The 23347-nt window shown below is 64.8% G+C and carries 22 protein-coding genes and 1 pseudogene; 14 read left to right on the top strand and 9 right to left on the bottom strand.

Translation table 11 applies throughout. The annotated features are described in order from the left end of the window. Positions 1–79: 79 nt before the first annotated feature. Positions 80–730: a DUF1007 family protein gene (locus ACD578_RS25070; RefSeq protein ID WP_404289491.1), complete on the top strand. Its 651-nt coding sequence runs from the start codon at positions 80–82 to the stop codon at positions 728–730. Continuing rightward, complete coding sequence (locus tag ACD578_RS25065) at positions 721–1737, top strand: nickel/cobalt transporter (protein ID WP_404289489.1); 1017 nt, start codon at positions 721–723, stop codon at positions 1735–1737. Before ACD578_RS25070 ends, ACD578_RS25065 begins: the two co-directional genes overlap by 10 nt. Here ACD578_RS25065 and ACD578_RS25060 read toward each other — a convergent pair. After that, a pseudogene (locus ACD578_RS25060) lies at positions 1734–3328 on the bottom strand (gamma-glutamyltransferase family protein). The gene ACD578_RS25065 and the pseudogene ACD578_RS25060 sit on opposite strands and share 4 nt — an antisense overlap. Before the next feature lie 279 nt (positions 3329–3607). On the opposite strand from ACD578_RS25060, the gene ACD578_RS25055 reads away from it, so the two are divergent. Then, positions 3608–3805 carry a hypothetical protein gene (locus tag ACD578_RS25055; RefSeq protein WP_404294040.1) on the top strand — a complete coding sequence of 66 codons (198 nt, stop codon included), beginning with the start codon at positions 3608–3610 and terminating at the stop codon, positions 3803–3805. Here ACD578_RS25055 and ACD578_RS25050 read toward each other — a convergent pair. The 3 genes from ACD578_RS25050 to ACD578_RS25040 form a co-directional block, all read right to left on the bottom strand. Then, positions 3802–4170: a DUF1850 domain-containing protein gene (locus tag ACD578_RS25050; RefSeq protein ID WP_404289487.1), complete on the bottom strand. Its 369-nt coding sequence runs from the start codon at positions 4168–4170 to the stop codon at positions 3802–3804. The genes ACD578_RS25055 and ACD578_RS25050 overlap by 4 nt on opposite strands. Continuing rightward, complete coding sequence (locus ACD578_RS25045; protein WP_404289485.1) at positions 4167–6461, bottom strand: TRAP transporter permease; 2295 nt, start codon at positions 6459–6461, stop codon at positions 4167–4169. The genes ACD578_RS25050 and ACD578_RS25045 overlap by 4 nt, the downstream gene beginning before the upstream one ends. Positions 6462–6555: 94 nt before the next feature. Further along, entirely contained in the window at positions 6556–7509 is a 954-nt protein-coding gene (locus ACD578_RS25040; RefSeq protein ID WP_404294037.1) for a TAXI family TRAP transporter solute-binding subunit, read from the bottom strand. Between the two features lie 170 nt (positions 7510–7679). On the opposite strand from ACD578_RS25040, the gene ACD578_RS25035 reads away from it, so the two are divergent. The 6 genes from ACD578_RS25035 to ACD578_RS25010 all read left to right on the top strand — a co-directional run bounded on the left by ACD578_RS25035 (position 7680) and on the right by ACD578_RS25010 (position 13206). Further along, positions 7680–9257 (top strand): glucan biosynthesis protein, encoded by a 1578-nt coding sequence (locus tag ACD578_RS25035; RefSeq protein WP_404289483.1) that lies wholly within the window; start codon positions 7680–7682, stop codon positions 9255–9257. A gap of 92 nt (positions 9258–9349) precedes the next feature. Further along, a complete protein-coding gene (locus ACD578_RS25030; protein ID WP_404289481.1) occupies positions 9350–9508 on the top strand; it encodes a hypothetical protein in 159 nt (52 codons plus the stop codon). 3 nt (positions 9509–9511) lie between these two features. After that, on the top strand, positions 9512–10258 hold the full coding sequence (gene aztA, locus ACD578_RS25025) for a zinc ABC transporter ATP-binding protein AztA (protein WP_404289479.1): 747 nt from the start codon (positions 9512–9514) through the stop codon (positions 10256–10258). Between the two features lie 12 nt (positions 10259–10270). Continuing rightward, positions 10271–11137, top strand: coding sequence for a metal ABC transporter permease (locus ACD578_RS25020; RefSeq protein ID WP_404289477.1), 867 nt, complete (start codon positions 10271–10273; stop codon positions 11135–11137). Positions 11138–11161: 24 nt separating this feature from the next. Then, positions 11162–12091, top strand: a complete 930-nt coding sequence (locus ACD578_RS25015) for a metal ABC transporter substrate-binding protein (RefSeq protein ID WP_404289475.1) — start codon at positions 11162–11164, stop codon at positions 12089–12091. Positions 12092–12243: 152 nt separating this feature from the next. Beyond that, positions 12244–13206 (top strand): CobW family GTP-binding protein, encoded by a 963-nt coding sequence (locus tag ACD578_RS25010; RefSeq protein WP_404289473.1) that lies wholly within the window; start codon positions 12244–12246, stop codon positions 13204–13206. Between the two features lie 23 nt (positions 13207–13229). On the opposite strand, the gene ACD578_RS25005 is transcribed toward ACD578_RS25010, so the two are convergent. Then, a complete protein-coding gene (locus ACD578_RS25005) occupies positions 13230–13484 on the bottom strand; it encodes a hypothetical protein (protein ID WP_404289471.1) in 255 nt (84 codons plus the stop codon). A 287-nt stretch (positions 13485–13771) separates the two neighbouring features. On the opposite strand from ACD578_RS25005, the gene ACD578_RS25000 reads away from it, so the two are divergent. Genes ACD578_RS25000 through ACD578_RS24990 form a run of 3 tightly spaced genes read left to right on the top strand, consistent with a single transcriptional unit; the run spans position 13772 to position 15600 of the window. Further along, the gene (locus ACD578_RS25000; RefSeq protein ID WP_404289469.1) at positions 13772–14779 is read left to right on the top strand and encodes a WD40 repeat domain-containing protein; all 1008 of its coding nucleotides are present in this window, start codon (positions 13772–13774) and stop codon (positions 14777–14779) included. 8 nt (positions 14780–14787) lie between these two features. Continuing rightward, positions 14788–15066: a hypothetical protein gene (locus ACD578_RS24995; RefSeq protein WP_404289467.1), complete on the top strand. Its 279-nt coding sequence runs from the start codon at positions 14788–14790 to the stop codon at positions 15064–15066. Positions 15067–15078: 12 nt separating this feature from the next. Further along, the gene (locus ACD578_RS24990) at positions 15079–15600 is read left to right on the top strand and encodes a DUF2937 family protein (protein WP_404289465.1); all 522 of its coding nucleotides are present in this window, start codon (positions 15079–15081) and stop codon (positions 15598–15600) included. 143 nt (positions 15601–15743) lie between these two features. Here ACD578_RS24990 and ACD578_RS24985 read toward each other — a convergent pair whose 3' ends face one another. Then, the gene (locus ACD578_RS24985) at positions 15744–16082 is read right to left on the bottom strand and encodes a hypothetical protein (protein ID WP_404289463.1); all 339 of its coding nucleotides are present in this window, start codon (positions 16080–16082) and stop codon (positions 15744–15746) included. 112 nt (positions 16083–16194) lie between these two features. Continuing rightward, entirely contained in the window at positions 16195–17622 is a 1428-nt protein-coding gene (locus ACD578_RS24980; RefSeq protein ID WP_404289461.1) for a homospermidine synthase, read from the bottom strand. Positions 17623–17888: 266 nt separating this feature from the next. On the opposite strand from ACD578_RS24980, the gene ACD578_RS24975 reads away from it, so the two are divergent. Continuing rightward, the gene (locus tag ACD578_RS24975) at positions 17889–19118 is read left to right on the top strand and encodes a nitrate/nitrite transporter (RefSeq protein ID WP_404289459.1); all 1230 of its coding nucleotides are present in this window, start codon (positions 17889–17891) and stop codon (positions 19116–19118) included. A gap of 6 nt (positions 19119–19124) precedes the next feature. Here ACD578_RS24975 and ACD578_RS24970 read toward each other — a convergent pair whose 3' ends face one another. Both ACD578_RS24970 and ACD578_RS24965 read right to left on the bottom strand, forming a co-directional pair. Then, positions 19125–19697, bottom strand: a complete 573-nt coding sequence (locus ACD578_RS24970; protein ID WP_404289457.1) for a GNAT family N-acetyltransferase — start codon at positions 19695–19697, stop codon at positions 19125–19127. 183 nt (positions 19698–19880) lie between these two features. Then, complete coding sequence (locus ACD578_RS24965; RefSeq protein ID WP_152710397.1) at positions 19881–21035, bottom strand: type III PLP-dependent enzyme; 1155 nt, start codon at positions 21033–21035, stop codon at positions 19881–19883. Positions 21036–21679: 644 nt separating this feature from the next. Here ACD578_RS24965 and ACD578_RS24960 point away from each other — a divergent pair. Further along, positions 21680–23251, top strand: coding sequence for a glucan biosynthesis protein (locus ACD578_RS24960; RefSeq protein WP_404289455.1), 1572 nt, complete (start codon positions 21680–21682; stop codon positions 23249–23251). Positions 23252–23347 lie beyond the last annotated feature (96 nt).

The following is a 23347-nucleotide window of genomic DNA, read 5'->3' as shown; positions in this document are numbered from 1 at the left end:
CCTCTGTTAACCACGAAACCGGCATATCGCTCCTATGGTCCGGCTTAAGCCGGAAGCGTCGCTTTTCCAGGGTCAACGCATGACACGCCATCTTGGTCTGAAAACCTCCCTGGCAGCCTTAGGCATAGGCTTGGCCTCGCCCGCCCTCGCGCATCCCCATGTGTGGGTGACGGCCAAGGCGGAGGTCGTCTTCGCACCCGACGGGCGGGTGACGGGCGTACGCCATCACTGGACCTTCGATGAGGCCTACACGGCTTATGTGACCCAAGGCCTCGACAAGGACAACGACGGCAAGCTCTCTCCGGAAGAACTCCAGGATCTCGCGAACGAGAATGCCGCATCCCTGAACGAGTTCGACTATTTCACGGTGCTGAAAGCCCGCGGCAAGCCGCAGAGCTTCGATTCGCCGCGCGAGGCCCGGATGAGCATGGAGAAGTCTCAGGTTTCCATGTCCTTCTTCCTGCCGCTCAAGGCACCGGCGGTGCCCTCGGGGGCCGTGTCCATCGAGATCGAGGATCCGACCTTCTTCGTCTATTTCAGCCTGTCGGACGGTCAGGCGGCCGTATCGCTCGCCCAAGCGCCGCAGGGCTGCGTGACGAGCATCGCCAAGGCCAAGCCGCTCGATGCCACCATGCAGCAGATCCTGCAGGACGAGGGCGCGCTCCAGGCGCAGCCGAAAGCCGATTTCGGCGTCGAATATTCCAACAGGGCCATCATCGCATGTCCCTGACGTCGGACGCTCCTGCCCTTCCAGGCACCGGCCGGCCGCCGCTGTGGCGGCGGCTCGGCCTCATGCTGGCGGCCATCGCGACCATCGCCTTGGCCATGGGACTGATCGGGCTATGGATCGGGCCGATCAGCAAGCCACCGCCGCGCAATCCGTTCGGCATGGGCCTGCGCGAGGCGGCGCCCTCGGGGAGCCTCGGGGCCTGGATCCTGTCCGTGCAGTCCGGCTTCTACGGCAGCCTTCAGGCCGGCGTGCGCGAGATGAAGCAGAATGGCTCCGCCCTGTTCCCCCTGCTGCTCGTCGGCTTCGCCTACGGCGTCTTCCATGCGGCAGGGCCCGGCCACGGCAAGGGCGTGATATCGGCCTATCTCGTGGCCGACGAGAAGGCATTGCGCAAGGGCTTTGCCTTGAGCCTGGCGGCAGCTCTCGTGCAGGCGCTGGTCGCCATCGGGATCGTCTTCATCGTCAGCCTGGTGCTGCGCGCCACCGCCTCCACCATGAACAAGCTCGCCATGAACGTGGAGCTGGCGAGCTTCATCGCCGTGACCCTGCTCGGCGCCGCCATCACCTGGCGCAAGGCGGGAAAAGTTCTCGGCGTCATGGCGCTGGCCCGCAATCCTCATGCCTCCGTCCAGGAGGATTGCGACCACGTCCACATGCCGCCGCCCGAAGTGCTCAGCCGCATGACGCGCTGGCGCGACATGGCCGGGGTGGCCATCGCGGCCGGCATCCGCCCCTGCGCGGGGGCCCTCATCGTCCTGGTGTTCGCCCTGTCCCAGGGGCTGTTCGCGGCGGGCATCGCGGCGACTTTCGCCATGGCGCTCGGCACCGCGCTCACCACGAGCGCCATCGCGGCCCTCGCAGTCTTCTTCAAGACAATGGCTTTGAGGGTCGCCGGCGGACGCGGGGCCTCGGGCGCCATCGCCATCGCTGGCCTCGAACTTCTGGCGTCAGCCTTCGTGCTGGTGCTGGGAGCAAGCCTCCTCTACGGCCTCTGGGCGACGGCCTAAAGCCCCAGTGATCCGCCATCCGAGCGCGGATCGTGCACAGCCTCGACGCGCCCGTTGCGCGGGTGCTTCACCAGCATGCCCGCATGACCGACGGCATCGGCATAGGACTTGCCCAACTCCTGAATCGGATGACCGAAGCTCGAGAGCGCCCGCAGCAGGCCCGGATCGAAGCGATGCTCCACCTTCAAGGTTGCGGAGGGCGCCCCCAGCTCTTGCCGAGGAGCCAGCGCGGGGCGTCCACCGCGTCAGCCAGGCTCATGCCGAAATCGGCATAGCGGGTGAAGATCTGGCCGAGGATCTGCGGCTGCCCCTCGCCCCCCATGGTGCCATAGGAGAGCACGCGGCCATCGTTGAAGACGGCAAGCCCCGGATTGAGGGTGTGGAAAGGCTTGCGGCCCGGCTCCAACGGGTTGCGGCTCTTCGGATCGAGGGAGAAGCCGAGGCCCCGGTTGTGCCAGTGGATACCGGTCGCCGGCAACACGCAGCCGGAGCCGAAGGCCCAGTAGACGGATTGGATATAGGACACCGCCAATCCGTCCTTGTCGATGCACCCCATCCAGATCGTATCGCCCTCGGCCGAGCGCGGCGGGTAAGGCGCGGCGCGGCGAGCCTCGATGAGGGCAGCCTCCCGCTCGAGGGCGTCTGGCTTGAGAAAATCCGCCGGATTGCGGGTGAGTTCGCGGGGATCGGTCACGACCCGGTCACGGATGGCGAAGGCTCGCTTGGCGGCCTCGATCAGCCCATGATGGTGCTCCGCCGTCTCGGCCCGGCTCACGTTCAGGCGCTCGAACATCCCGAGGATCAGGAGCGAGGCCAGCCCCTGGCTCGGCGGCGGCAGGTTGTAGACGGTCGAGTGCTTCAACCGGACCGACAGAGGCTGGACGACCCGGGCTCGATAGCTCTCCAGATCCTTGCGCGTAATCGGGCTGCCGATGCGCTCCAGATCGGCGGCGATCTCGCGCCCGACATCGCCGCGATAGAAATCGGCAAGGCCCGCATGGGCGAGCCGGTCGAGCGTATCGGCGAGCCTGAGGTTGCGCCGCGTGGTGCCGGCTTCCGGCAGCTTACCTTCGACAAGGAAGGCCTCGGCGAAGCCGGGCGCCACGAACAGGGCATCCTGCTCCAACAGAGCATTTCGCCCCTCGGCCGCGCCGATGGCATAGCCGTTGCGGGCAAAACGGATGGAATCTCCCAGCAGAAGATCGAGGGGCAATTGCCCGCCGAGCGCCTTGGCTAGCTCCAGCGCCAGCCCCCACCCGGCGATCGCTCCGGCTACCGTGAGCGCCGCATCCGGTCCACGTGGCGGGATGGCGTCGTAATCCTTGTCCCGGTATCGCCCGATGGTCGCAAGCGAGCCCGCCGGCCCCGAGGCATCGAGGGCATGGATGCGGCCTCGCTGCTCCCGCACGAGCCAGAAGCCGTCGCCGCCGATCCCGTTCATGTGCGGGTAGACCACGGCAATCGCCGCCGCCATGGCCACCATGGCCTCGACCGCGTTGCCGCCTGCGGCGAGAATGGCCTGACCGGTCTCGGCGGCAAGCCTGTGGGGAGCCGCGACGGCGGCTGTCGAGAAGACGGGAGTTTCAGCCATGGTCCCTTGAATGTGAGGCGCGACAGAATGAGATTCGGGGAGAACTTGCACCGGAGGGGGCGTTTAGGGTAGTCCCCTTTGCAAGCGCATCGTGCGGAAAAGTGGATCCGGTCTTCGCTGACGCGGATCTCTGGTTCCGCGCCCAACGATGCGCCAGTGAAAAATGAGCATCGGATTGATCCCAATGGTGCAATTCACTTATGGGTCCGATGCTTCAAACGGAGTTAAGCGAAAGTGGCTCAGGCGAAAAGCACCAACTGGCGCAACGTGGTCACCATCATGAGCATCATGGTTCTGGTCGGTGCGGAAGTCTTCGGCGTCGCGATCGCCGCCGGCTGGGCCATTGCGGGCCTGCTCGAGCTCGGCGATTACGTCGGCTACGCGCTCATGGCCCTGTTCAGCCTGTTCGCCCTCTACATCCTCGTGAATCTCTGGCGCCGCTGCGTTGCCGTCGAGCCGCTGACCGGGCGCGCCTAAGAGCCCTCGCACGCCTTCATCACGATCGGATCGGCCGCAGGCGGCACATAAGCCTCCATCGGGCGGCATTGGCCTGAAATACAGATCCGCCAATCCGCCGTCGCGCCCGAGCGTCGCATGATCACCTCTGCTTGAGGCGGCAGGTTCGGTTTCCACGACCAGACACCGTTGGCGAACTTGGCGTCCGGCGGCGGCTCCATGCCGGCCCCTGACCCGCGCACCCGCGCCTCGACGAGCTCGAGCCCCGCCGGGCCTGAGCGCCAGTCCTCCTCCCAGACGATCTTCTCAACCGAATGAGTCCAGGCGAGGGTGATCGCGCCCGCCATCAGGGGCACCATCGTCGAACCGGCCAGAAGGCAGATCATCGGCTGACGGCGGGCGTGGGAACCCGGCGGGAGTGCCAGATATGGAAGCCGACAAAGGCGGCCGACAGCACGAAGCCGATCTCGTCCGTGAGCGGCACCGCCGCCACCAGGAAGGCCGCCGCCACAGCCGCCCAAAGCCGCTCCCACCAAGTCAGGGGTTTCAGGAAATAGCCGACGGAGGCCACGCCCCAGAGCACCATGGCCAGCGTGGCCTTGATGACGATATAGACCACTGCGAGCCAATAACCCGCTCCTTCGAGCCCCGGCACCGGCTGCAGCATCAGGGTGGGGTCGTAGACCGCCATGTAGGGGATGACGAAGCCGGGCAGCGCGATCCTGAGCGCCTGCATGCCGATCTTGAGGCCCGATTCCTTCGCCATCGGGGCGGCCGCGAAGGCTGCCAGCGCCACCGGCGGCGTCAGGTCCGCCATGATGCCGAAATAGAAGACGAACATGTGCGACACGATGAGCGGCACATCGAGCTGCAGCAGGATGGGGGCCGCCAGCGACGAGGTGATGATGTAGTTCGGGATCGTCGGGATGCCCATGCCGAGGATCAGGCTGAAGATCATGGTGAGCACGAGGGCGGCGAAGATGTTCTCCTTGCCGATGGAGATCATCCAGGTGCCGACGATGGTCCCGAGCCCTGTGAGCGTCATGGTGCCGATCACGATGCCGACCACTGCGCAGGCCAGGCCCACGGGCAAAGCCTGGCGCGCGCCGTCCGCCATGGCGTCGACGCAGGCCTGAAGCGTGGTCCGCCCCCGGCCGGAAAAAGCGTTCCACAGGGACAAAGCTGCGACGACGAGCACGACGAGCGTCACGGTCGAGGCGAGCGAATAGGCAGCCACCAGCGCCAAACCGATCCAGAACGCGATGCGTAGAGCCGGAACGGCCAGTCCCGCCACGATGGCGGTGCCGAGGATCAGCGCCACAGTGAGCGACAGGCCGACCGCACCTGCGAAGAGCGGCGTATACCCGGCAAAAAGCAGATAGACGAGCACACAGAGCGGCGCGAGGAGGAACCACTTTTTCTTCATCTCGGTCCAGGCATTCGGCAGTTCGGACTTCGGCAGGCCGCGCAGGTTGCGCTTGCCGGCCTCCAGATGAACCGCCAGATAGCAGGCTGCGAAATAGAGGATGGCCGGAATGATCGCGGCCTCGACGATCTTCGAATACGGCACGTCGATGGTCTCGGCCATGATGAAGGCCACGGCGCCCATGACTGGCGGCATGATCTGGCCGCCCATTGAGGACGTCGCCTCGACGCCGCCGGCGAAGGCGGAGGTAAAACCGAAGCGCTTCATCAGCGGGATCGTGAACTGGCCCGAAGCCACCACATTGGCGACGCCGGAGCCCGAAACGGTCCCCATGAGGGCAGAAGACGCCACGCAGACCTTGCCGGGACCGCCCTGCTTGTCGCCGAAGACCGCCATCGAGATGTCGTTGAAGAAGTCGATGACACCCGCCTTCTCCATGAAGGCGCCGAACAGGATGAACAGGAAGATGTATGTCGCCGAGACGAGCGTCGGCGTGCCGTAGATCCCTTCCGTTCCGAACGACATGTGCTCGATCACCTGCTCCAGTGAATAGCCGCGATGATCGAGGGGAGCCGGCAGGTAATTGCCGAGCAGGCAATAGGCCAGGAACAGCCCGGCCACGATGGGAAGAGCCGGTCCCATCACGCGCCAGACGAGATAGATCAGGATCGCGAGCCCGGCGATGCCGACGACGAGATCGAGTGTGGTGAGCTCACCGGCGCGAACGATCAAGTCCTCGTAGAGCACCCAATGGTAAAGGCCGACCAGGAAACTCGCAAAGCCGACGATCCAGCCAATGGCGCGCAGGGACGATGAGCCGGACCGGTGATTGGCGATCATCGCTCCGGCCACGAGGCACAGGAAGCCCACATGGATGGTGCGCACGACCTGGCTCGGCATGCTGCCGCCGAACCAGAGGACGAGCCCGAACGCAGCGGCAACGGCGATCCAGGCCATGATGCCATCGACGATACTGCGGCGGCGCATGACAAGGCCGATCAGCCAGGCCGCCCAGGCCACCATGGCGACGGCGAGAAGATGCGTGAGGCTCAAGCCCGCGATGAAGGGCTGATCGAGGGGAATGCCGAAGGACGTGATGATCTGGAACGTGGAGAACGAGACGGCAATCCAGAACAGGAGCCGGCCGAGGGACCCCTCGCCGAAGCTCTCCGGCAAGCCGTGTTCCGGATTCACGGATTCGGCCGGCGCTTCCATTTGGGCGAGTTCGGAATTGTTCACACCCTGGCTCATGGCGCGGCGTCTCCTCGATGATTGTTCTTCATTCTCATGAAAAAGGCCGGAGCAGTTCACCTGCCCCGGCCCAGATGTAAATCAGTCGAAGGGTTTAGGAGCCCTGCTTCTTCACGCCCTTCTCGTCGAAATAGCGCTGCGCGCCCGGATGCATCGGGACCGGCATACCGGAGAGCGCACTCTCGAGCTTGATATCCTTGGCGGCGGCATGGGCCGCGGCGAGATCCGGCAGGCTGTCATAGATCGCCTTGGTCATCTGGTAGACGGTCTCGTCCTTCATGCCGGAATGGGTCACGAGATAGTTCACGACGGCTGCCGTCTGCACGGGGGCAGTCTGGCCCCCATAGGTGTTGGCCGGGATCGTGACCTTCACGTAGGGCGTGCCGACCTTGTCCACGACGCTGGCGGGGATTTCCACCACGACGATCGGCACCGAGGTGGCGAGGTCGCGGATCGAGGAGACGCCGAGGCCTGCCGATTGCAGGGTGGCATCGAGCTGGCGGTTCTTCATGAGCTCGACCGACTCGCCGAAGGGCAGGTATTCGACCTTGCCGAGATCCTTGTAGGTCAGGCCCGCGCCCTGGAGGATCGCCCGGGCGTTGAGCTCGGTGCCGGATTTCGGCGCGCCGACGGAGAGGCGCTTGCCCTTGAGATCCGCGAGCGACTTGATGCCGGATTCCTGCGTCGCCACGACCTGGATGTAGTTGGGATAGATGGCGGTGATGCCGCGCAGCTTGTCGAGCTTGCTCTTGAAGCCGGCCTCCTCGTCGCCCGCCCAGCCCATGGCGAGGCTGTCGCCGAGGGTGAAGCCGATTTCGCCCTTGCCCTGCTGCAGGAGCGTGAGATTCTCGACCGAGGCCTTCGTGGCCTGGACCGATGGACGGGAGCCCTGCACCTTGTCGGTGAACACCTTGGAGAGGGCGACGCCGAGCGGATAATAGACGCCGGACGTGCCGCCGGTCAGGACGTTGATGAAATCCTGGGCCTGGGCGGGCACGCTTGCTCCGGCAAGCGCAATGGCCGCCGCGGCGCCCATGACGCGGCGCATGACTTTTCGATACATGGCGTACTCCCTAAATTACGGCACGTCTGTCGCCGCGCCTGTGTGTGGGCCTACTTTGACGGCTGACGAGGATTTCTCAAGAGGCTATGAGGGACTTAATCCTGCCACCTTGGTCGGTAGGGGTGCGTCCTTTCCACAGACACATGCGCTCACCCATGATCAATCGCCGCCGCTTCCTCCAAACCGCAACCGCCACGGCCGCCCTTGCTGCGCAAGGCTTTTCCGGCGAGGCCCTGGCGCAGCAAGGGCTGAAGATGGGAGCCCCCGCCCCCTTCTCGTTCGACGATTTGAAGAAGCGGGCGCAGGATATGGCGCGTTCGCCCTATGTGGCGCCGCAGAGCCCCTCGCCCGAGGTGCTGTACCAGATCGACTACGACGCTCATGGCAAAATCCGGTTCAAGACGGATCTGGCGCTCTGGGCCAATGGCCCGAGCGAATTTCCCGTCACCTTCTTCCACATGGGCCGCTTCTTCCAGAAGCCGGTGCGCATGCACGTGGTCGAGGGCGGACAGGCCCGCGAAATCATCTACGACAGCGACTATTTCGACATGCCGGCGGATTCGCCTGCCCGGAAACTGCCGGACAATTCGGGCTTTGCCGGCTTCCGCTTCCAGGAGGCCCGCACGGGCAAGCTCGACTGGCGCAAGAACGACTGGGTCGCCTTCCTCGGCGCCTCCTATTTCCGCGCCATCGGCGAACTCTATCAGTATGGCCTCTCGGCCCGCGGCCTCGCCGTGGATGTGGCCGTTTTCGGGAAGAACGAGGAATTCCCCGACTTCACCCATGTCTATTTCGAGACGCCGCAGCCGGGCTCGAACACGGTCACCGTCTATGCCCTGCTCGACGGCCCGAGCGTCGCCGGCGCCTACCGCTTCGTCATGCAGCGGGCGGCGGCCGTCATCATGGACATCGACAGCGCCGTCTACATGCGCCAGGACGTGAGCCGCCTCGGCCTCTCGCCCCTGACCTCCATGTACTGGTACTCGGAAAAATCGAAGGCCACCGCCATCGACTGGCGCCCCGAGATCCACGACTCGGACGGGCTCGCGATGTGGACCGGAAGCGGCGAGCGGATCTGGCGCCCGCTCAACAACCCGCCACGCATCATCACCTCGGCCTTTACGGACGAGAACCCGAAGGGATTCGGCCTGCTCCAGCGCGACCGGAACTTCGACCACTTCCTCGACGGCGTCTATTACGACCGCCGCCCGTCCCTCTGGATCGAACCGCAGGGCACCTGGGGCCGGGGCTCCATCCAGCTCGTCGAGATCCCGACCGACGACGAGATCCACGACAACGTCGTCGCCATGTGGGTGCCGGCGGAGCCGGTGCGCGCAGGTCAGGCCCTCGAGCTGCGTTATCGCATGCACTGGGCGGCGGAGGAGCCCTATCCGACGCCGCTCGCCCGGGTTGTCGCCACCCGCCTCGGCAATGGCGGGCAGGCCGGTACCAATCGGCCGAAGGGCGTGCGAAAATTCATGGTGGAGTTCATCGGCCAGCCTCTGACCAAGCTGCCGAGCGGCGTGATCCCCAAGCCCGTGCTCAGCGCCTCCCGCGGCGAGTTCTCGAACATTCTCACCGAGGCCGTGCCCAACAACGTGCCTGGCCATTGGCGCACCCAGTTCGACCTCACCGTGACCGGAACCGAGCCGGTGGAGATGCGCTGCTACCTGCGCAACGAGAATGAGGTTTTGAGCGAAACTTGGCTCTACCAATACCACCCGACGTTCTGAGATATCCTTAAGTAAACCATAAGCTTGGTAGGGGCGTATAAAATACTATACGCCCCTGGAAATGCGGGCCGATCCGGTCTATGTAGGGGGCCATGTCGCATGGCCACCACCATCATCATACCCACGAGCATCAGGTGGTAGCCGCCGCTCCGACCTTTTCGCTCCTGCGCCTCTCGGTCGGGCAGCGTCTGGCTGGCACCGCCGTCGTGCTGGCGGGTTTGTGGCTGCTGGTCCTCGGGGTGATGGGTTAACGCATGTCCGCAAATTCGGCCGCCATCCGTTTCGATGAAGTGACCCTCGGCTACGGCCGCAGGCCCGCCGTGCATCACCTCGACGGCGAGATCCCGGCCGGCAGCCTGATCGCCGTGGTCGGGCCCAACGGGGCCGGCAAGTCGACCCTGCTCAAGGGCATCGTCGGCACGCTCAAGCCCCTCGAAGGCCATATCCGTTTCAATGCCTCGCCCGGCATCGCCTATCTGCCGCAGGCCGCCGAGATCGACCGGTCCTTCCCGCTTTCGGTCTACGATCTCGTGGCCATGGGCCTCTGGTCCCGCTCCGGCCTGTTCGGCGGCATTTCCCGGCACGACCGCACGAAGATCGAGCGGGCGCTTGCCGCCGTAGGCCTCACCGGCTTCGAGCGGCGCCCGATCTCGACCCTGTCGGGCGGCCAGATGCAGCGGGCGCTCTTCGCGCGCCTGCTCCTGCAGGACGCCCCCGTGATCCTGCTCGACGAGCCGTTCACGGCCATCGACGCCAAGACGACCGCCGACCTGCTCGAACTCGTTCGCCGCTGGCACGACGAATCCCGCACGGTGGTCGCGGTCCTGCACGATCTCGACATGGTCAAGCGCACCTTCCCGCAGACCCTGCTGATCGCCCGCGAGCCGGTGGCCTGGGGCGAGACGGGCGAGGTGCTGAGCCCGGAGAACCTTTTGAAGGCCCGGCGCATGGTCGAGGCATACGATCCGCATGCGGATATCTGCCACCGTCGCGTCGCGTAAGAGCGCCCGTCCATGCTCGACCTGTTCTATACGCCCATCGCCGAATTCGAGTTCATGCAGCGCGCCCTCGTGGGCGTGATCGCGATCGCTCTGGGCGGCGGCCCGGTCGGCGTCTTCCTGATGCTGCGCCGCATGAGCCTGACCGGCGATGCCATGGCGCACGCGATTCTCCCTGGTGCGGCCGTGGGCTATCTCGTCGCCGGCCTGTCGCTGCCGGCCATGACCATCGGCGGATTGTTCGCGGGCGTCGTCGTCGCCGTCGCGGCGGGCCTCGTCTCCCGGTTCACGTCGCTGAAGGAAGATGCCTCTCTGGCAGCCTTCTACCTGTTGTCCCTGGCACTCGGTGTCACCATCGTGTCGCTTCGCGGCTCGAACGTGGACCTGCTGCACGTGCTCTTCGGCACGGTGCTGGCCCTCGACGACGACACGCTGCTGCTCCTCGCCTCCATCTCCACCATCACCGTTCTGGCGCTCGCGGCGCTCTACCGCCCGCTCGTGCTGGAATGCGTGGATCCGATCTTCCTGCGCTCGGTGAGCAACGCCGGTACGCCGACCCATCTGATCTTCTTAGGTTTGGTCGTCATGAATCTCGTCGGCGGCTTCCATGCGCTCGGGACCCTGCTGGCCGTCGGCATGATGATGCTGCCCGCCGCCGCCTCCCGGTTCTGGACCAGCGACATCACCGTGATGATGCTGGTGTCCGTCGCCATCGGCATCGTCTCCGGACTGAGCGGCCTGCTGCTCTCGTTCCACGCGGAACTGCCTGCGGGACCGGCGATCATCCTGTCGGCCGGTGCCGTCTATGTGATCTCCCTCGTGCTCGGGCGCGAGGGCGGCCTGCTGTGGCTCGTCTGGCCGGGCAGGCACTTGGAAGCCTGACCCCCTCGCAAAGGATCGAGACCCATGCTGACGCGAAGAGCTGCCGTATCCTTTCTGGCAGGATGCCTCACCCTTGCCGCATCGTCGCTGCCGGTGGCCGCGCAGACTGCCGATAAGCTGAAGGTGGTCGCGACTTTCTCGATCCTCGGCGACATGGTGCGCAACATCGGTGACGAGCGCGTCGAGGTGGCAACCCTCGTCGGTCCCAACGGCGATGCGCATGTCTATTCCCCGACACCTGCCGATGGACGGCGCCTGACCGAAGCGAAGATCGTCTTCACCAACGGCCTGAAGTTCGAGGGCTGGATCGACCGTCTCGTGAAATCCTCCGGCACCAGAGCCGAGAAGGTAGAAGCCGCCAAGGGCGTGAAGCTGCTGAAGGGTGAAGAAGAAGGCCAGGGGCATGGACACGATCATGGCCATGGCGGCTCCGATCCGCATGCCTGGCAGAGCATCGGCAATGCGAAGATCTACGTGGCCAATATCCGGGATGCCCTGATCGCTGCGGACGAAGCGGGCAAGGCCACTTACCAGGCCAATGCCGCATCTTACCTCAAGCGGCTCGACGAAGTGGAAGCGGAGGTGAAAGGTCTTGTCGCCAAGATCCCACCTGAACGCCGCAGGATCATCACCTCCCACGACGCCTTCCGCTATTTCGAGGAAGCCTACGGCATCGACGTCGTCGCGCCTCAGGGCGTCTCGACCGAGTCGGAGGCCTCCGCCAGGGACGTGGCCCGGATCATCCAGCAGATCAAGCGCGAGAAGATCGCCGCCGTCTTCGTGGAGAACGTCTCCGATGCCCGCCTGATGGAGCGCATCGCCAAGGAAACCGGCGCCACGATCGGGTCCCGGGTCTATTCCGATGCCCTCTCGGAGCCGAACGGCCCAGCCGGCACTTACATTGACATGATGAGACACAATATAAGGGCTTTCAGCACGGCCTTATCGAGCTGAAAGCCCCTGATCGCTGCGGCGCTTGGTGTCATTCCCGGCGAGCGCAGCGAGGGAAGGGAATCCAGGTAAGGTTAACCCCCTAAGCCTGGATCCCCTTCCCGGCCTGTACGGCAGGCTCCTGGGGATGACATCCATCAATACTGGAAGTTCCGATGACCGATAAGATTCCCGTCACCGTCCTCACAGGCTATCTCGGCGCCGGCAAGACCACCCTTCTCAACCGCATCCTCACCGAACAGCACGGCAAGAAATATGCCGTGATCGTCAACGAGTTCGGCGAAATCGGCATCGACAACGAACTCGTCGTCGGCGCCGACGAGGAAGTGTTCGAGATGAACAACGGGTGCATCTGCTGCACCGTGCGCGGCGACCTGATCCGCATTCTCGACGGGCTGATGAAGCGCAAGGGCAAGTTCGACGCCATCATCGTCGAGACCACCGGCCTCGCCGACCCTGCCCCCGTGGCTCAGACCTTCTTCATGGATCAGGACGTGTCCGACACCGCCCGCCTCGACGCGGTGGTGACGGTGGCCGACGCCAAGTGGCTCTCCGACCGGCTGAGGGATGCGCCCGAGGCCAAGAACCAGATCGCCTTCGCGGACGTGATCATCCTCAACAAGATCGATCTCGTTTCGCCGCAGGAGCTGGAAGAGGTGGAGGCGCGCATCCGCGCCATCAACCCCTACGCCAAGGTCCACCGCACCCAGAACTGCGCCATCCCGATCTCGGAAGTGCTCGACCGCAAGGCCTTCGATCTCGACCGGATCATTGAGATCGAGCCCGACTTCCTGGAGGAAGGCCATCACCATCATCACGACGAGGAGATGCAATCGGTCGCCGTGCATCTCGATGGCGAGGTCAATCCGGAAAAGTTCATGCCGTGGATCTCGAACCTGACCCAGGTCGAGGGGCCGAACATCCTGCGCTGCAAGGGTATCGTGGCTTTCCCGAACGAGCCGAAGCGCTTCGTCTTCCAGGGCGTTCACATGATCCTGGACGGCGACGTCCAGGGCGAGTGGAAACCGGGCGAGAAGCACACCTCGAAGGTGGTCTTCATCGGCCGCGACCTGAACGAGAAGGCGATCAAGGAAGGGTTCCTGGCCTGCGCGGCCTGATCGCTTGAGAGGCCGGCCCCGGTTCAGCCCGGGGCCGATGCCGCTTTTTTCGCCATGCAGTCGCGCACATGGGCTCTGCGGGCGGCGATGATCTGGTTGCGGGTGTCCTCACCCATGCCGATGCCCTTGCTTCCGGTTCTGTAGATCAGGTTGGCTTCCTGCTGGCAGGTCGCCTTCTGCGCCTCTTTCGCTGACGGTTCCACGCTCTGCTCCTGGGCAAACGCGTGCGCAGATATCGTCGCGGCAAGGGCAAAGGCAGCCAAAGGCAGGGCTCGCATTCAGTGTCTCCTTCATGGAGCGCGCATTGTGAGCCAAATGCCTGGAATGGGCCAAAGCCCAAAAGGCCTAACACCGGGGTCATTGGTAGATCACCCGGCTTTCGGAAAATTCGTTATGCCCCAGCCCCCTTCGTCCGATCTGAGCCAATGCATCGTGCGGAAGGTGGCCCTGGTTTCTTGCCTGTCACGATGCGCTGGTCTGGAAATGAGCATCGGATGGGTCCCAAAAGTGGTGTCCACATTTGGGTCCAATGCTATATGGCAGCGCGCATGAAGGGATCGCTTTGATGAGTACTGGAACTGCTCCGTCCTTGACCCAGAACGTGATGCCTGTGACGGCAGGCGCGCATGTCACGGCCATCGGCTGGCTGAAGGGCACGGCCGCCTTCGGCCTCGGCGACGGCGGCGTACTGCTCAGCAAGGACGGCGAGAGCCATCGCGTCGAGGCGCATCGGGATGCCGGGGTGCTGGTGGCGGCGAGCGACGGCGAGCGCTTCCTCACCGGCGGCGACGATGGCCGCATCGCCGTCACGGGCGCCGACGGCTCCACCAAGACCCTGGCCGAGACCAAGGGCGCCTGGATCGACTCGCTCGCCGTCAATCCCGGTGGCGCCTTCGCCTATGGCGCCGGCAAGCGGGTCGTCGCGCGCGACGACAAGGGCCGGGAGAAGACCCTCGAAGTTCCCTCCGCCGCACGCGGCCTCGCCTTCGCGCCCAAGGGCTACCGGCTGGCGATTTCCCATTACAACGGTGCGACGCTCTGGTTTCCCAATGTGGAGGCCAAACCCGAGGTGCTCGAATGGAAGGGTTCGCATCTCGACGTCACTTGGTCGCCCGATGCGCGCTTCGTGGTGACCTCCATGCAGGAGAACGCCCTCCACGGCTGGCGGCTCATCCCTGACAAGGGCCACATGCGCATGAGCGGCTACCCGTCGAAGACGCGCTCCTTCTCCTGGTCCAGCGACGGCAAGTGGTTCGCCACCTCCGGTGCCGAAGCGGCCATCATCTGGCCCTTCGAATCGAAGGAAGGCCCCATGGGCAAGGCGCCGCGGGAATGCGGCGTGCGTCCGGCCAAGGTCAGCCGCGTCGCCTTCCACCCCAACACCTATGTGCTGGCGGTCGGCTACGAGGACGGCTGCATCCTGCTCATCCGTCTCAACGACGCCTCGGAACTCCTGGTTCGGCCGGCCGTCAAGGACAGCGGCATCACGGCCATGGCCTGGGACAAGGCTGGCCGGCGCCTCGCCTTCGGCTGCGAGGACGGTCAGGCCGGCATCCTGACTCTTCCGACGTGAGATCGCCCGTGGCCCTGTTCGGTGCCTTCTTAAGGGGGTCCTTTGGTCTGCCGAAGCCCGACAAGCAGGCCGTCGACCGGGTGAAGGATCTGGCCCGTGCGGCCCTTCGGGTCTCGCCGGACACCGCCTTCGCCGTCAACGAGATCGCCTGCACCGATCCCGGCTGCCCCGGGATCGAGACCGTGATCCTGGTGATGGAGCCGGGCCAAAAGACCAGGGCCCTAAAGGTCGCCAAACCCCTCGACGAGGTGATGGAACAAGATATCCTGAAGGCTCTTGACCCTTAAACGAGGTTAAGCTTGTCCCGGATCGTTCGCATCGTCGCTTTCGGTTGTGGGCTGTGCGGCGGCATCATCGCCTCGCAGGGCCCGGAATACGCCCAGCAGTACCGTCAGCGCCTCGGCGGTGCGATCGACGAGTTGCGCCAGGTGATCACGCGATTCGATGCGGATGCCCAGGCCAGCGGCGAGAGCCGGGAAAGCGCCATCGTCCGCCTGCGCTCCAACACCGACGATTTCGTCAGCCGCCAGGGCGCTGCCATGCAGGCGAATGTGGAGCGCCTGCGAAACCTTGAGACCCACCGAGAGACCATGATGCAGGCCGGCCCCTTCGCCCGGGTCGCCCTGATGGCGCGCGACGGAGACCGGGATGTGATGGAAGCGGTCTACCGGGATTTCGAGCCCGCCCTGCCGGTCACCGAGGAGGGCGTCCTCTCGACGGCCATCGGCTTCGTCGCGGTCTGGGGCGGCCTTCTTCTGCTGATCGGTTTCGTCCGCAGCCTGTGGCGGCGGCCGCGGCAGCCAGTGAGAGCCTCAATCTGATCCGCCAGAAACAAACTCTCACCTCATCCTGAGGAGCAGACGTAAGTCTGCGTCTCCAAGGAGGATTCAGCGGGCACTGGAACCTCCTTCGAGACGGTCGCTGCGCGAACTCCTCAGGATGAGGTTCGGTGTTGATTGATCGGTTAAGCCTCGCGTTCCGGTTTTCCGGCCAGCACGATGTAGAACCCCAGGCCGTCCTGCGCCGGCAGCGTCTGCAGCCGGTCGATCCAGCCGCGCTTCTTGGCCTCGAGCAGAGCCTTGCCGACCGGCTGGAAGAGGGTCTCGCCGCCGCCTTCCGGCGGCGGGTCGAGGCGGATGGCAACCGACTTTCCTTGAGCGAAGCGGCTGCGCTCCAGCATGTCCTGGATCGACGCGGCTGCCTGCTCACGCGACACGCCGCGTAGATCCAGCACGCTTTCGGCATCGACGACGCCAAGGCCGCCGCGGAGCTTGTCGGCGTAGAATTCCTCGAAATGGGGCATCTCAACTCACTCCAATCGTCATGCCCGGGCCTGTCCCGGTTATCCATGCCTTGCTGCGCTCAGACATCGAAGACGTGGATGGCCGGCTCAAGGCCGGCCATGACGGGTGTCGTTACCGCACCAGAACGTTCCGGAACTGCCACGGATCGGAGGTGTCGATGTCCTCCGGGAAGAAACCGGGACGGTCGGTGAGCGGGGTCCAGTCCGTGTAGTAGCCGTTCACCGGACCGAGATAGGGCAGCTGCACCTCGAGGCAGCGGCGGAAATCCATCTCGTCCGCTTCGACGATGCCGGCATTCGGGTTCTCCAGCGCCCAGACCATGCCGGCGAGCACCGCGGATGTCACCTGGAGGCCGGTGGCGTTCTGGTAGGGCGCCACGCGGCGCGTCTCCTCGATGGAGAGCTGCGAGCCGTACCAATAGGCGTTCTTGCCGTGGCCGTAGAGCAGCACGCCGAGTTCGTCGATGCCGTCCACGATCTCGTTCTCGTCGAGGATGTGCTGCTCTTCCTGCACCTTGCCCGCATTGCCGAACATCTCGTGCAGGGAGAGCACCGCCTCGTTGGACGGATGGTAGGCGTAATGGCAGGTCGGGCGGTAGGCCGCCTTCCCGTTCTCGCGCACGGTGTAATAGTCCGAGATCGAGATCGACTCGTTGTGCGTCACCAGGAAGCCGTGCTGCGGGCCCGGCGTCGGGCACCAGGTGCGCACGCGGGTGGCGGCGCCGGGCTGGAGCAGGTAGATCGCCCGCGCATCGGGACCGAGCGTGCCGGCATTCTCCGGCATCCATTTCTCATGCGTGCCCCAGCCGAGCTCGGCCGGCTGCAGGCCCTCGGACACGAAGCCGTCCACAGACCAGGTGTTCACGAAGGTTCCCATGGGCTTTTCCGACTTGGCGCGCTGCGTGTCGCGCTCGGCGATGTGGATGCCCTTCACGCCGACTTGGCGAGCCAGGCGCGCCCACTCCTCGCGGCTCTTGGGCTCGTCAGAGGTCACGCCGAGATCGCCCGCGATGTTGACGAGCGCCTGCTTGACGAACCAGGACACCATGCCCGGATTGGCGCCGCAGCAGGACACCGCCGTGGTGCCGCCCGGATTGCGCCGCCGCGCCTCCATGGTGATCTCGCGCAGGGCGTAGTTCGTGCGCGATTCCGGACCCTTGCTCTTGTCGAAATAGAAACCGGCCCAGGGCTCGTTGACGGTGTCGATGTAGAAGCAGTCGAGCGAGCGGCACAGCTCCATGATGTCGACGGATCCGGTGTCCACCGAGAGGTTGACGCAGAAGCCCTGCCCGCCGCCTGCGGTCAGCAGCGGCGTGAGCAGTTCGCGGTAATTGTCCTTGGTCACGGCCTGCTGGATGAAGCGGATGCCGCGCTCGTCGAGGAGTTCCTTGTGCTTCTCCTGCGGATCGATGACCACGAAGCGGCTCTTGTCGTATTCGAAATGGCGTTCGATGAGCGGCAGGGTGCCCTGGCCGATCGAGCCGAAGCCGATCATGACGATGGGGCCGGTGATGCGACCGTGAACGGGCCAAGTGGTCATCAGATCTGTCTCCTTGCCAAAGCAGAGATTGAAATGGGTAAACGTCGGATAACGATTTTGGGCGCATCTAGGATTGAGGAGGCCCTGGGGTCAATGCCTGGGGCGGACTGTCGGGCTCGAACGGCAATTTCCCTGCGGATGGCGAACGCAAGATGACAAACACATTCGTGCCATACTGATTTGCGTGCCCTACTGATTTGACGCTCGACATTGCGCAACGAGGCTGCATGATCGCAGGCCCTTCGTCTCTCACCCAACCGCGACCGATGAAATTTCACGAACTTCTCAGGCATTATTGGCGCGTCATCGGCCTCGGCTTCGCACTGACTTTCCTGTCCTCCTTCGGCCAGACCTTCTTCATCTCTCTGTCGGGTCCGAATATCCGCGAGGCCTTCGGCTTGACGCACGGCGCCTTCGGCTCGATCTATTCGCTTGCGACGCTGTCCTCCGGCCTTCTGATGATCTGGGTCGGCAGCGTCATCGACCGGGTCGATATCCGGCTTTATGCCACCATGGCCATGCTTGGCTTGGCGGCAGCGGCCATCAGCCTGTCCTTCGCGCCCAACATCATCGCGTTGGGACTGAGCCTGTTCGCCCTGCGCCTCTTCGGCCAGGGGATGCTCAGCCATGCGGGCGTGATGAGCACCGCGCGCCTGCATGATGGCGTACGCGGCAGGGCGCTGGGTGTGGCGGCGCTCGGCTTTCCGGCCGGCGAAGCGACCCTTCCGGCCCTTGCCCTCACGCTGATCGCGGCTTTCGGATGGACCGGCGCCTGGCGCGTTGCCGCGATCGTGATCGTGGTGGCGCTGGCAATCGGCTGGCTGCTCGGCTTCCTTCTCACGACGAAGGATTCGGACCTCGAGGGATCGACACGGAAAAAGGCCTTGAACGATACGGGCCTGCGCTGGAACGACATCTTAAGCGACTGGCGCTTTCTCGCGCTCATCCCCACCATGATCGGCTATCCGGCGATCATGACGGCGTACTTCTTCCACCAGCGCTTGATCGCAGACCTGAAGGGCTGGTCCCTGGAGCTTCTGGCCAGCAGCATCACGCTCTTTGCCCTGGTGTCCGTCGTGGTCGCCATGAGCGCGGGCAGCTTCGTCGATCGGTTCGGCGCCGTGCGTCTGAGCCATTTCTATCTCGCAGGCATGACGGCGGCATCCGTTTCTCTTGCCACCTTCGACGGACCGCTTCTGCCGCTCGTGTTCTTCGGCCTGATCGGCCTCACGTCGGGCTGCACCAATGTGGTGATCGCAGCCGTTCTGGCCGAGCTGTTCGGCACAACGCATCTAGGCAGGATCCGCGCGCTCGCCGGCGCGATCATGGTGGTGGCCTCGGCCGCCACGCCGGGCGCCATCGGGCTTCTGTTCGATGCCGGAGTGAGTCTCGAAGCGATCTGCCTGGGCTTTTCCGCCTACATGGTCGCAGCCGCCGCCGTGACGTTCGCGCTGCCGAACCCGAGGGCCGCGCGTTTGCAGCCCTCGGAAGGATAGGCGGCGTCAGAGCGCCGTGCGAAGGCCCGCCAGCGCACCCTGCGCGGCAGCGGCGACGAGGGCGCCGAGATCGGGCTTCTGCTCGAAGGAACCCGTCGCGGAGACAAGGCCGCGGGCATTGTCGAGCGCGCCCGCCTCGAGCTCGAGAGCCAGGAAGCGGTTGCGCTCGTACGGCCCGGGCAGCCAGAGGGAGCCGGTCTTCGTCGTAGAGAAGCCGAAGCGCTGGTAATAGGGCGCATCGCCCACCAGCAGCACCGCCTTGTGACCGAGAGCGTCCGTGCGCTTCAGCGCCTCGCGCATGAGCTTTCCGCCGAGGCCGAGGCTCTGCACGGCCGGGTCGATGGCGATCGGACCGAGCATGAGCGCAGGGCGATTCGGACCGGCCGAGACATGCCACAGGCGCACCGTACCGATGATCTCGCCGTCCCGGTCGATGACCAGGGACAAACCGTCGGCCGGCATCCTGCCCTCGCGCAGGCGTTCGCAGGTCTTCTGGAACCGGGCGGGTCCGAAGCAGGCATCGAGCAGCGCCTCGCGCGCCTCGACATCGCGGAAGGTTTCTTCGCGGATCGTGATCATGGCCGTGGCCTCCCAAAACACGTGGGGTGAGCGACAGCCCTCGCACCGACTCGCAGCATCGGACGCAAAAGTGGATGCCGGTTTCGCGGTCATCCGATGCGCCCTTTGAAGCCAGACGGCCGTCCGGGACAACTCTGTTGGGGTTGGTGCCTGCCTCATTTCACGAGGCAGGCGGGACGTGAATCAGATCACGTAGGACTTGAGCGGCGGGAAGCCGTTGAACGCCACCGCCGAGTAGGTGGTCGTGTAGGCGCCCGTGCCCTCGATCAGCACCTTGTCGCCGATCTCCAGCGAGATAGGGAGCGGATAAGGCTCCTTCTCGTAGAGAACGTCGGCCGAGTCGCAGGTCGGACCCGCGAGCACGCACGGCACCTTGCGGTCGTGGTCGCGCTCGCTGCGGATCGGGTAGCGGATCGACTCGTCCATCGTCTCGGCGAGACCGCCGAACTTGCCGATGTCGAGATAGACCCAGCGCACCTCGTCCTCGTCCTGGCTCTTCTTCGAGATCAGGACGACCTCGGTCTCGATGACGCCGGCGTTACCGACCATGCCGCGGCCCGGCTCGATGATCGTCTCCGGAATGCGGTTGCCGAAGTGCTTCGACAGCGCCCGGAAGATCGACTCGCCGTAGGCTTCGACCATGGGAACCGTCTTCAGGTACTTCGTCGGGAAGCCGCCGCCGAGGTTGACCATCGACAGGTGGATGCCGCGATGCGCGCATTCACGGAAGATCGCCGAAGCGGAACCGAGAGCCTGATCCCAGGCTTCCGTGTTCCGCTGCTGCGAGCCCACGTGGAAGGACACGCCGTAAGCCTCGAGCCCCTGACGGTGAGCATGCTCCAGCACGTCCACGGCCATTTCGGGCACGCAGCCGAACTTGCGGGAGAGCGGCCACTCGGCGCCGGCGCCGTCGCACAGGATGCGGCAGAACACCTTCACCTCGGAAGCGTCGATGCCAGCCGTCGCAGCTGCGCGGGCGATCTTCTCGACCTCGGCCTCGCAATCGACCGCATAGAGGCGCACGCCAAGCTCGAGGGCGCGAACGATGTCGCGCTCCTTCTTGATCGTGTTGCCGAAGGAGATGCGGTCAGGCGTCGCGCCGGCATCCAGCGCGAGCTGGATCTCGACCACGGATGCCGTGTCGAAGCACGAGCCGAGCTCGGCCAGGAGCTTGAGCACCTGCGCCTCCGGGTTGGCCTTCACGGCGTAGAACACGCGCGTGTCGGGGAGCGCCCGGGCAAACTTGGAATAGTTGTCGCGCACGACCTCAAGATCGACGACGACGCAAGGGCCGTCCTCACGTCGGTTGCGCAGGAATTCACGGATGCGCTGAGTCATGGCGCTCTCCCCACCAAAGGTTCAATGGAGGTCTTGTGGAGCCTCCGGATTGAAATTCAGACGATCAGGAACTCCTGCCGTCCGGCGTCAGCGAGGGAAGATGGCATCCCGCTTCGTGCGATGGAGACACGAATGGCGCGATGGGCTCTTCACCCGACGATGCTGCCTTGGATTGGATGGGGGATACTCCATCCGCACGCCTGGCAATGATAAACAAGCCTCTTCGGTGTTGACCTTTGGAGGGCCAACGAGACCAAAAAAGCCCGTTCGTCGTTGCTTTAAGTCGCGTCCCCCGTTGAGAACGAGGTGCGCCGGTTTTCGCCTCCGGCTGCCGGTTAGGGGTATCGAGAGCTAGTTCGCTCTCGGGCGGCTGTCCGGCCTCTTGTCCGGATGCCCACCAACCGACACACGACCACAGGCACGTGCGAAATTGGGCAAGGCTGAGATAAGCGCATTCGCCCCCCACCACAAGAGTTTTTCGGACCCCTCCCAGGATTTTTTTAACCCTGCCGGGACCTGTGTCTTGCCGGCATCACCATTCACCTTCCATTAAGCGGGACAGGTACACGGAAGAGGGTCCGGCCCCATATTGCTATCCCTGAATTCCGGCCATTTTCCTCTTGAGACGAGAACGCTCCGCAGCCATGACGAACCTGTCCCGCCGTATCCTCCTGCAAAGCCTGCTCGCAGCCACCGCGCTGCCCGCTTTATACCGGCGGAGCTGGGCGCAGCAGCAGACCGGCGTGCCGGCGCCCAATCCGTTCCGTTACGAGGATGTGGTGCGCCGGGCCCGCGAACTGGCGGCCGTGCCGTATGAGGCCCCTTCGGGACAGCTGCCCGAGCCTCTCAACCGGCTCAGCTTCGACGATTACCGGGACATCCGCTTCCGCCCCGAGAAGGCCCTGCTCGGGTCCGGCAACGGGCCGTTCCGGATGCAGCTCTTCCACCTCGGCTTCCTCTACCAGCGCCCGGTGACGGTGAACATCATCCGCGACGGGGTGCCCACGCCTGTGCCGTATCAGCGGGAGCTGTTCGATTACGGTCGCAACAAGATCGAGCGGCCGCTGCCCGTCAATCTCGGCTTTGCAGGCTTTCGCCTCCACTACCCTCTGAACAATCCGAAGGTGCTGGACGAGGTCATCGCCTTTCTCGGCGCGAGCTACTTCCGCTTCCTGGGATCGGAGCAGAAATACGGCCTCTCGGCGCGGGGCCTCGCGATCAACGTGGAAGGCGGCGAAGCGGAGGAGTTTCCGCATTTCCGCGAATTCTGGGTCGAGATGCCCAAGCCCAACGACGAGCGGGCCATCGTCTACGCGCTTCTCGACAGCCCATCCGTGGCGGGCGCCTATCGCTTCGAAATCTACCCGTCCAAGGAAACGACCCTCGACGTCACGGCGACGCTGTTCCCACGCCAGACCATCACCAATGTGGGTGTGGCTCCCCTCACGTCCATGTTCTTCGAGGGTGAGAACGACCGGAAACCGACGGACGACTACCGCCTCGAAATCCACGATTCGGACGGGCTTCTCATGCAATCGGGCGCGGGCGAGTGGATCTGGCGGCCTTTACGCAATCCGAACGCCAAGACGATCTCGTCCTTCAGCGACAACAACCCGCGCGGCTTCGGCCTGATGCAGCGCGACCGGATGTTCGAGAATTATCAGGATCTCGAAGCCACCTACCATCAGCGTCCCGGCTACTGGGTCGAGCCCATCGGGCAATGGGGCGAGGGCTGGGTCGAGCTGGTCGAGATCCCGACCCCCGACGAGACCCACGACAACATCGTGGCCTATTGGCAGCCGAACCGGCCCTTCGAGCCGGGGCAGGAGGTCGTCCTGTCCTATCGGCTGCGCGCCGCATCGGCGATCGGGGCCATGCATCCGGGCGGCAAGGTGATCAACACCTTCCAGGCGCCTCCCCGCGCCAGCGGATCGAATGCGCCGAGCGACCCCCGGCACCGCCGCTTCATCGTCGACTTCGCGGGCGGCACCCTGCCTTACTATCTCGGCGCTCCGGAGCAGGTGCAGCTCGTGCCCTCCACCTCGGCCGGGCAGATCACCAATACCTTCATCATGCCCAACAGCCACACGAACGGCTTCAGGGCGGCCATCGACGTCAAGCTGGAGCCGGGACAATCCACGGATCTGCGCGCCTTCCTGCGCGCCGGCAACCGAGCGCTGACGGAGACCTGGACCTATCCCTGGTTCGTGGAGTGATCCGCCGCTGACGTCTTGTCATCCCGGCCGTCAGCAGGACCGGGAGGACCGGGAGGAGACCCACGAGCAGCCGCTGAGCTTAGGGATTTCCGTTCC

This window comes from Microvirga sp. RSM25, assembly GCF_044784385.1.
Lineage (GTDB): Bacteria > Pseudomonadota > Alphaproteobacteria > Rhizobiales > Beijerinckiaceae > Microvirga > Microvirga tunisiensis.
Note: the sequence above shows the minus strand (reverse complement) of the source record. Positions and strands in the feature narration are given on the sequence as shown.

Coding starts and splice junctions, on each gene's coding strand:
- ACD578_RS25070 (WP_404289491.1), top strand. CDS start 80: ATGACACGCCATCTTGGTCTGAAAACCTCCCTGGCAGCCTTAGGCATA.
- ACD578_RS25065 (WP_404289489.1), top strand. CDS start 721: ATGTCCCTGACGTCGGACGCTCCTGCCCTTCCAGGCACCGGCCGGCCG.
- ACD578_RS25055 (WP_404294040.1), top strand. CDS start 3,608: ATGAGCATCATGGTTCTGGTCGGTGCGGAAGTCTTCGGCGTCGCGATC.
- ACD578_RS25050 (WP_404289487.1), bottom strand. CDS start 4,170: ATGATCTGCCTTCTGGCCGGTTCGACGATGGTGCCCCTGATGGCGGGC.
- ACD578_RS25045 (WP_404289485.1), bottom strand. CDS start 6,461: ATGAGCCAGGGTGTGAACAATTCCGAACTCGCCCAAATGGAAGCGCCG.
- ACD578_RS25040 (WP_404294037.1), bottom strand. CDS start 7,509: ATGCGCCGCGTCATGGGCGCCGCGGCGGCCATTGCGCTTGCCGGAGCA.
- ACD578_RS25035 (WP_404289483.1), top strand. CDS start 7,680: ATGATCAATCGCCGCCGCTTCCTCCAAACCGCAACCGCCACGGCCGCC.
- ACD578_RS25030 (WP_404289481.1), top strand. CDS start 9,350: ATGTCGCATGGCCACCACCATCATCATACCCACGAGCATCAGGTGGTA.
- aztA (WP_404289479.1), top strand. CDS start 9,512: ATGTCCGCAAATTCGGCCGCCATCCGTTTCGATGAAGTGACCCTCGGC.
- ACD578_RS25020 (WP_404289477.1), top strand. CDS start 10,271: ATGCTCGACCTGTTCTATACGCCCATCGCCGAATTCGAGTTCATGCAG.
- ACD578_RS25015 (WP_404289475.1), top strand. CDS start 11,162: ATGCTGACGCGAAGAGCTGCCGTATCCTTTCTGGCAGGATGCCTCACC.
- ACD578_RS25010 (WP_404289473.1), top strand. CDS start 12,244: ATGACCGATAAGATTCCCGTCACCGTCCTCACAGGCTATCTCGGCGCC.
- ACD578_RS25005 (WP_404289471.1), bottom strand. CDS start 13,484: ATGCGAGCCCTGCCTTTGGCTGCCTTTGCCCTTGCCGCGACGATATCT.
- ACD578_RS25000 (WP_404289469.1), top strand. CDS start 13,772: ATGAGTACTGGAACTGCTCCGTCCTTGACCCAGAACGTGATGCCTGTG.
- ACD578_RS24985 (WP_404289463.1), bottom strand. CDS start 16,082: ATGCCCCATTTCGAGGAATTCTACGCCGACAAGCTCCGCGGCGGCCTT.
- ACD578_RS24980 (WP_404289461.1), bottom strand. CDS start 17,622: ATGACCACTTGGCCCGTTCACGGTCGCATCACCGGCCCCATCGTCATG.
- ACD578_RS24975 (WP_404289459.1), top strand. CDS start 17,889: ATGAAATTTCACGAACTTCTCAGGCATTATTGGCGCGTCATCGGCCTC.
- ACD578_RS24970 (WP_404289457.1), bottom strand. CDS start 19,697: ATGATCACGATCCGCGAAGAAACCTTCCGCGATGTCGAGGCGCGCGAG.
- ACD578_RS24965 (WP_152710397.1), bottom strand. CDS start 21,035: ATGACTCAGCGCATCCGTGAATTCCTGCGCAACCGACGTGAGGACGGC.
- ACD578_RS24960 (WP_404289455.1), top strand. CDS start 21,680: ATGACGAACCTGTCCCGCCGTATCCTCCTGCAAAGCCTGCTCGCAGCC.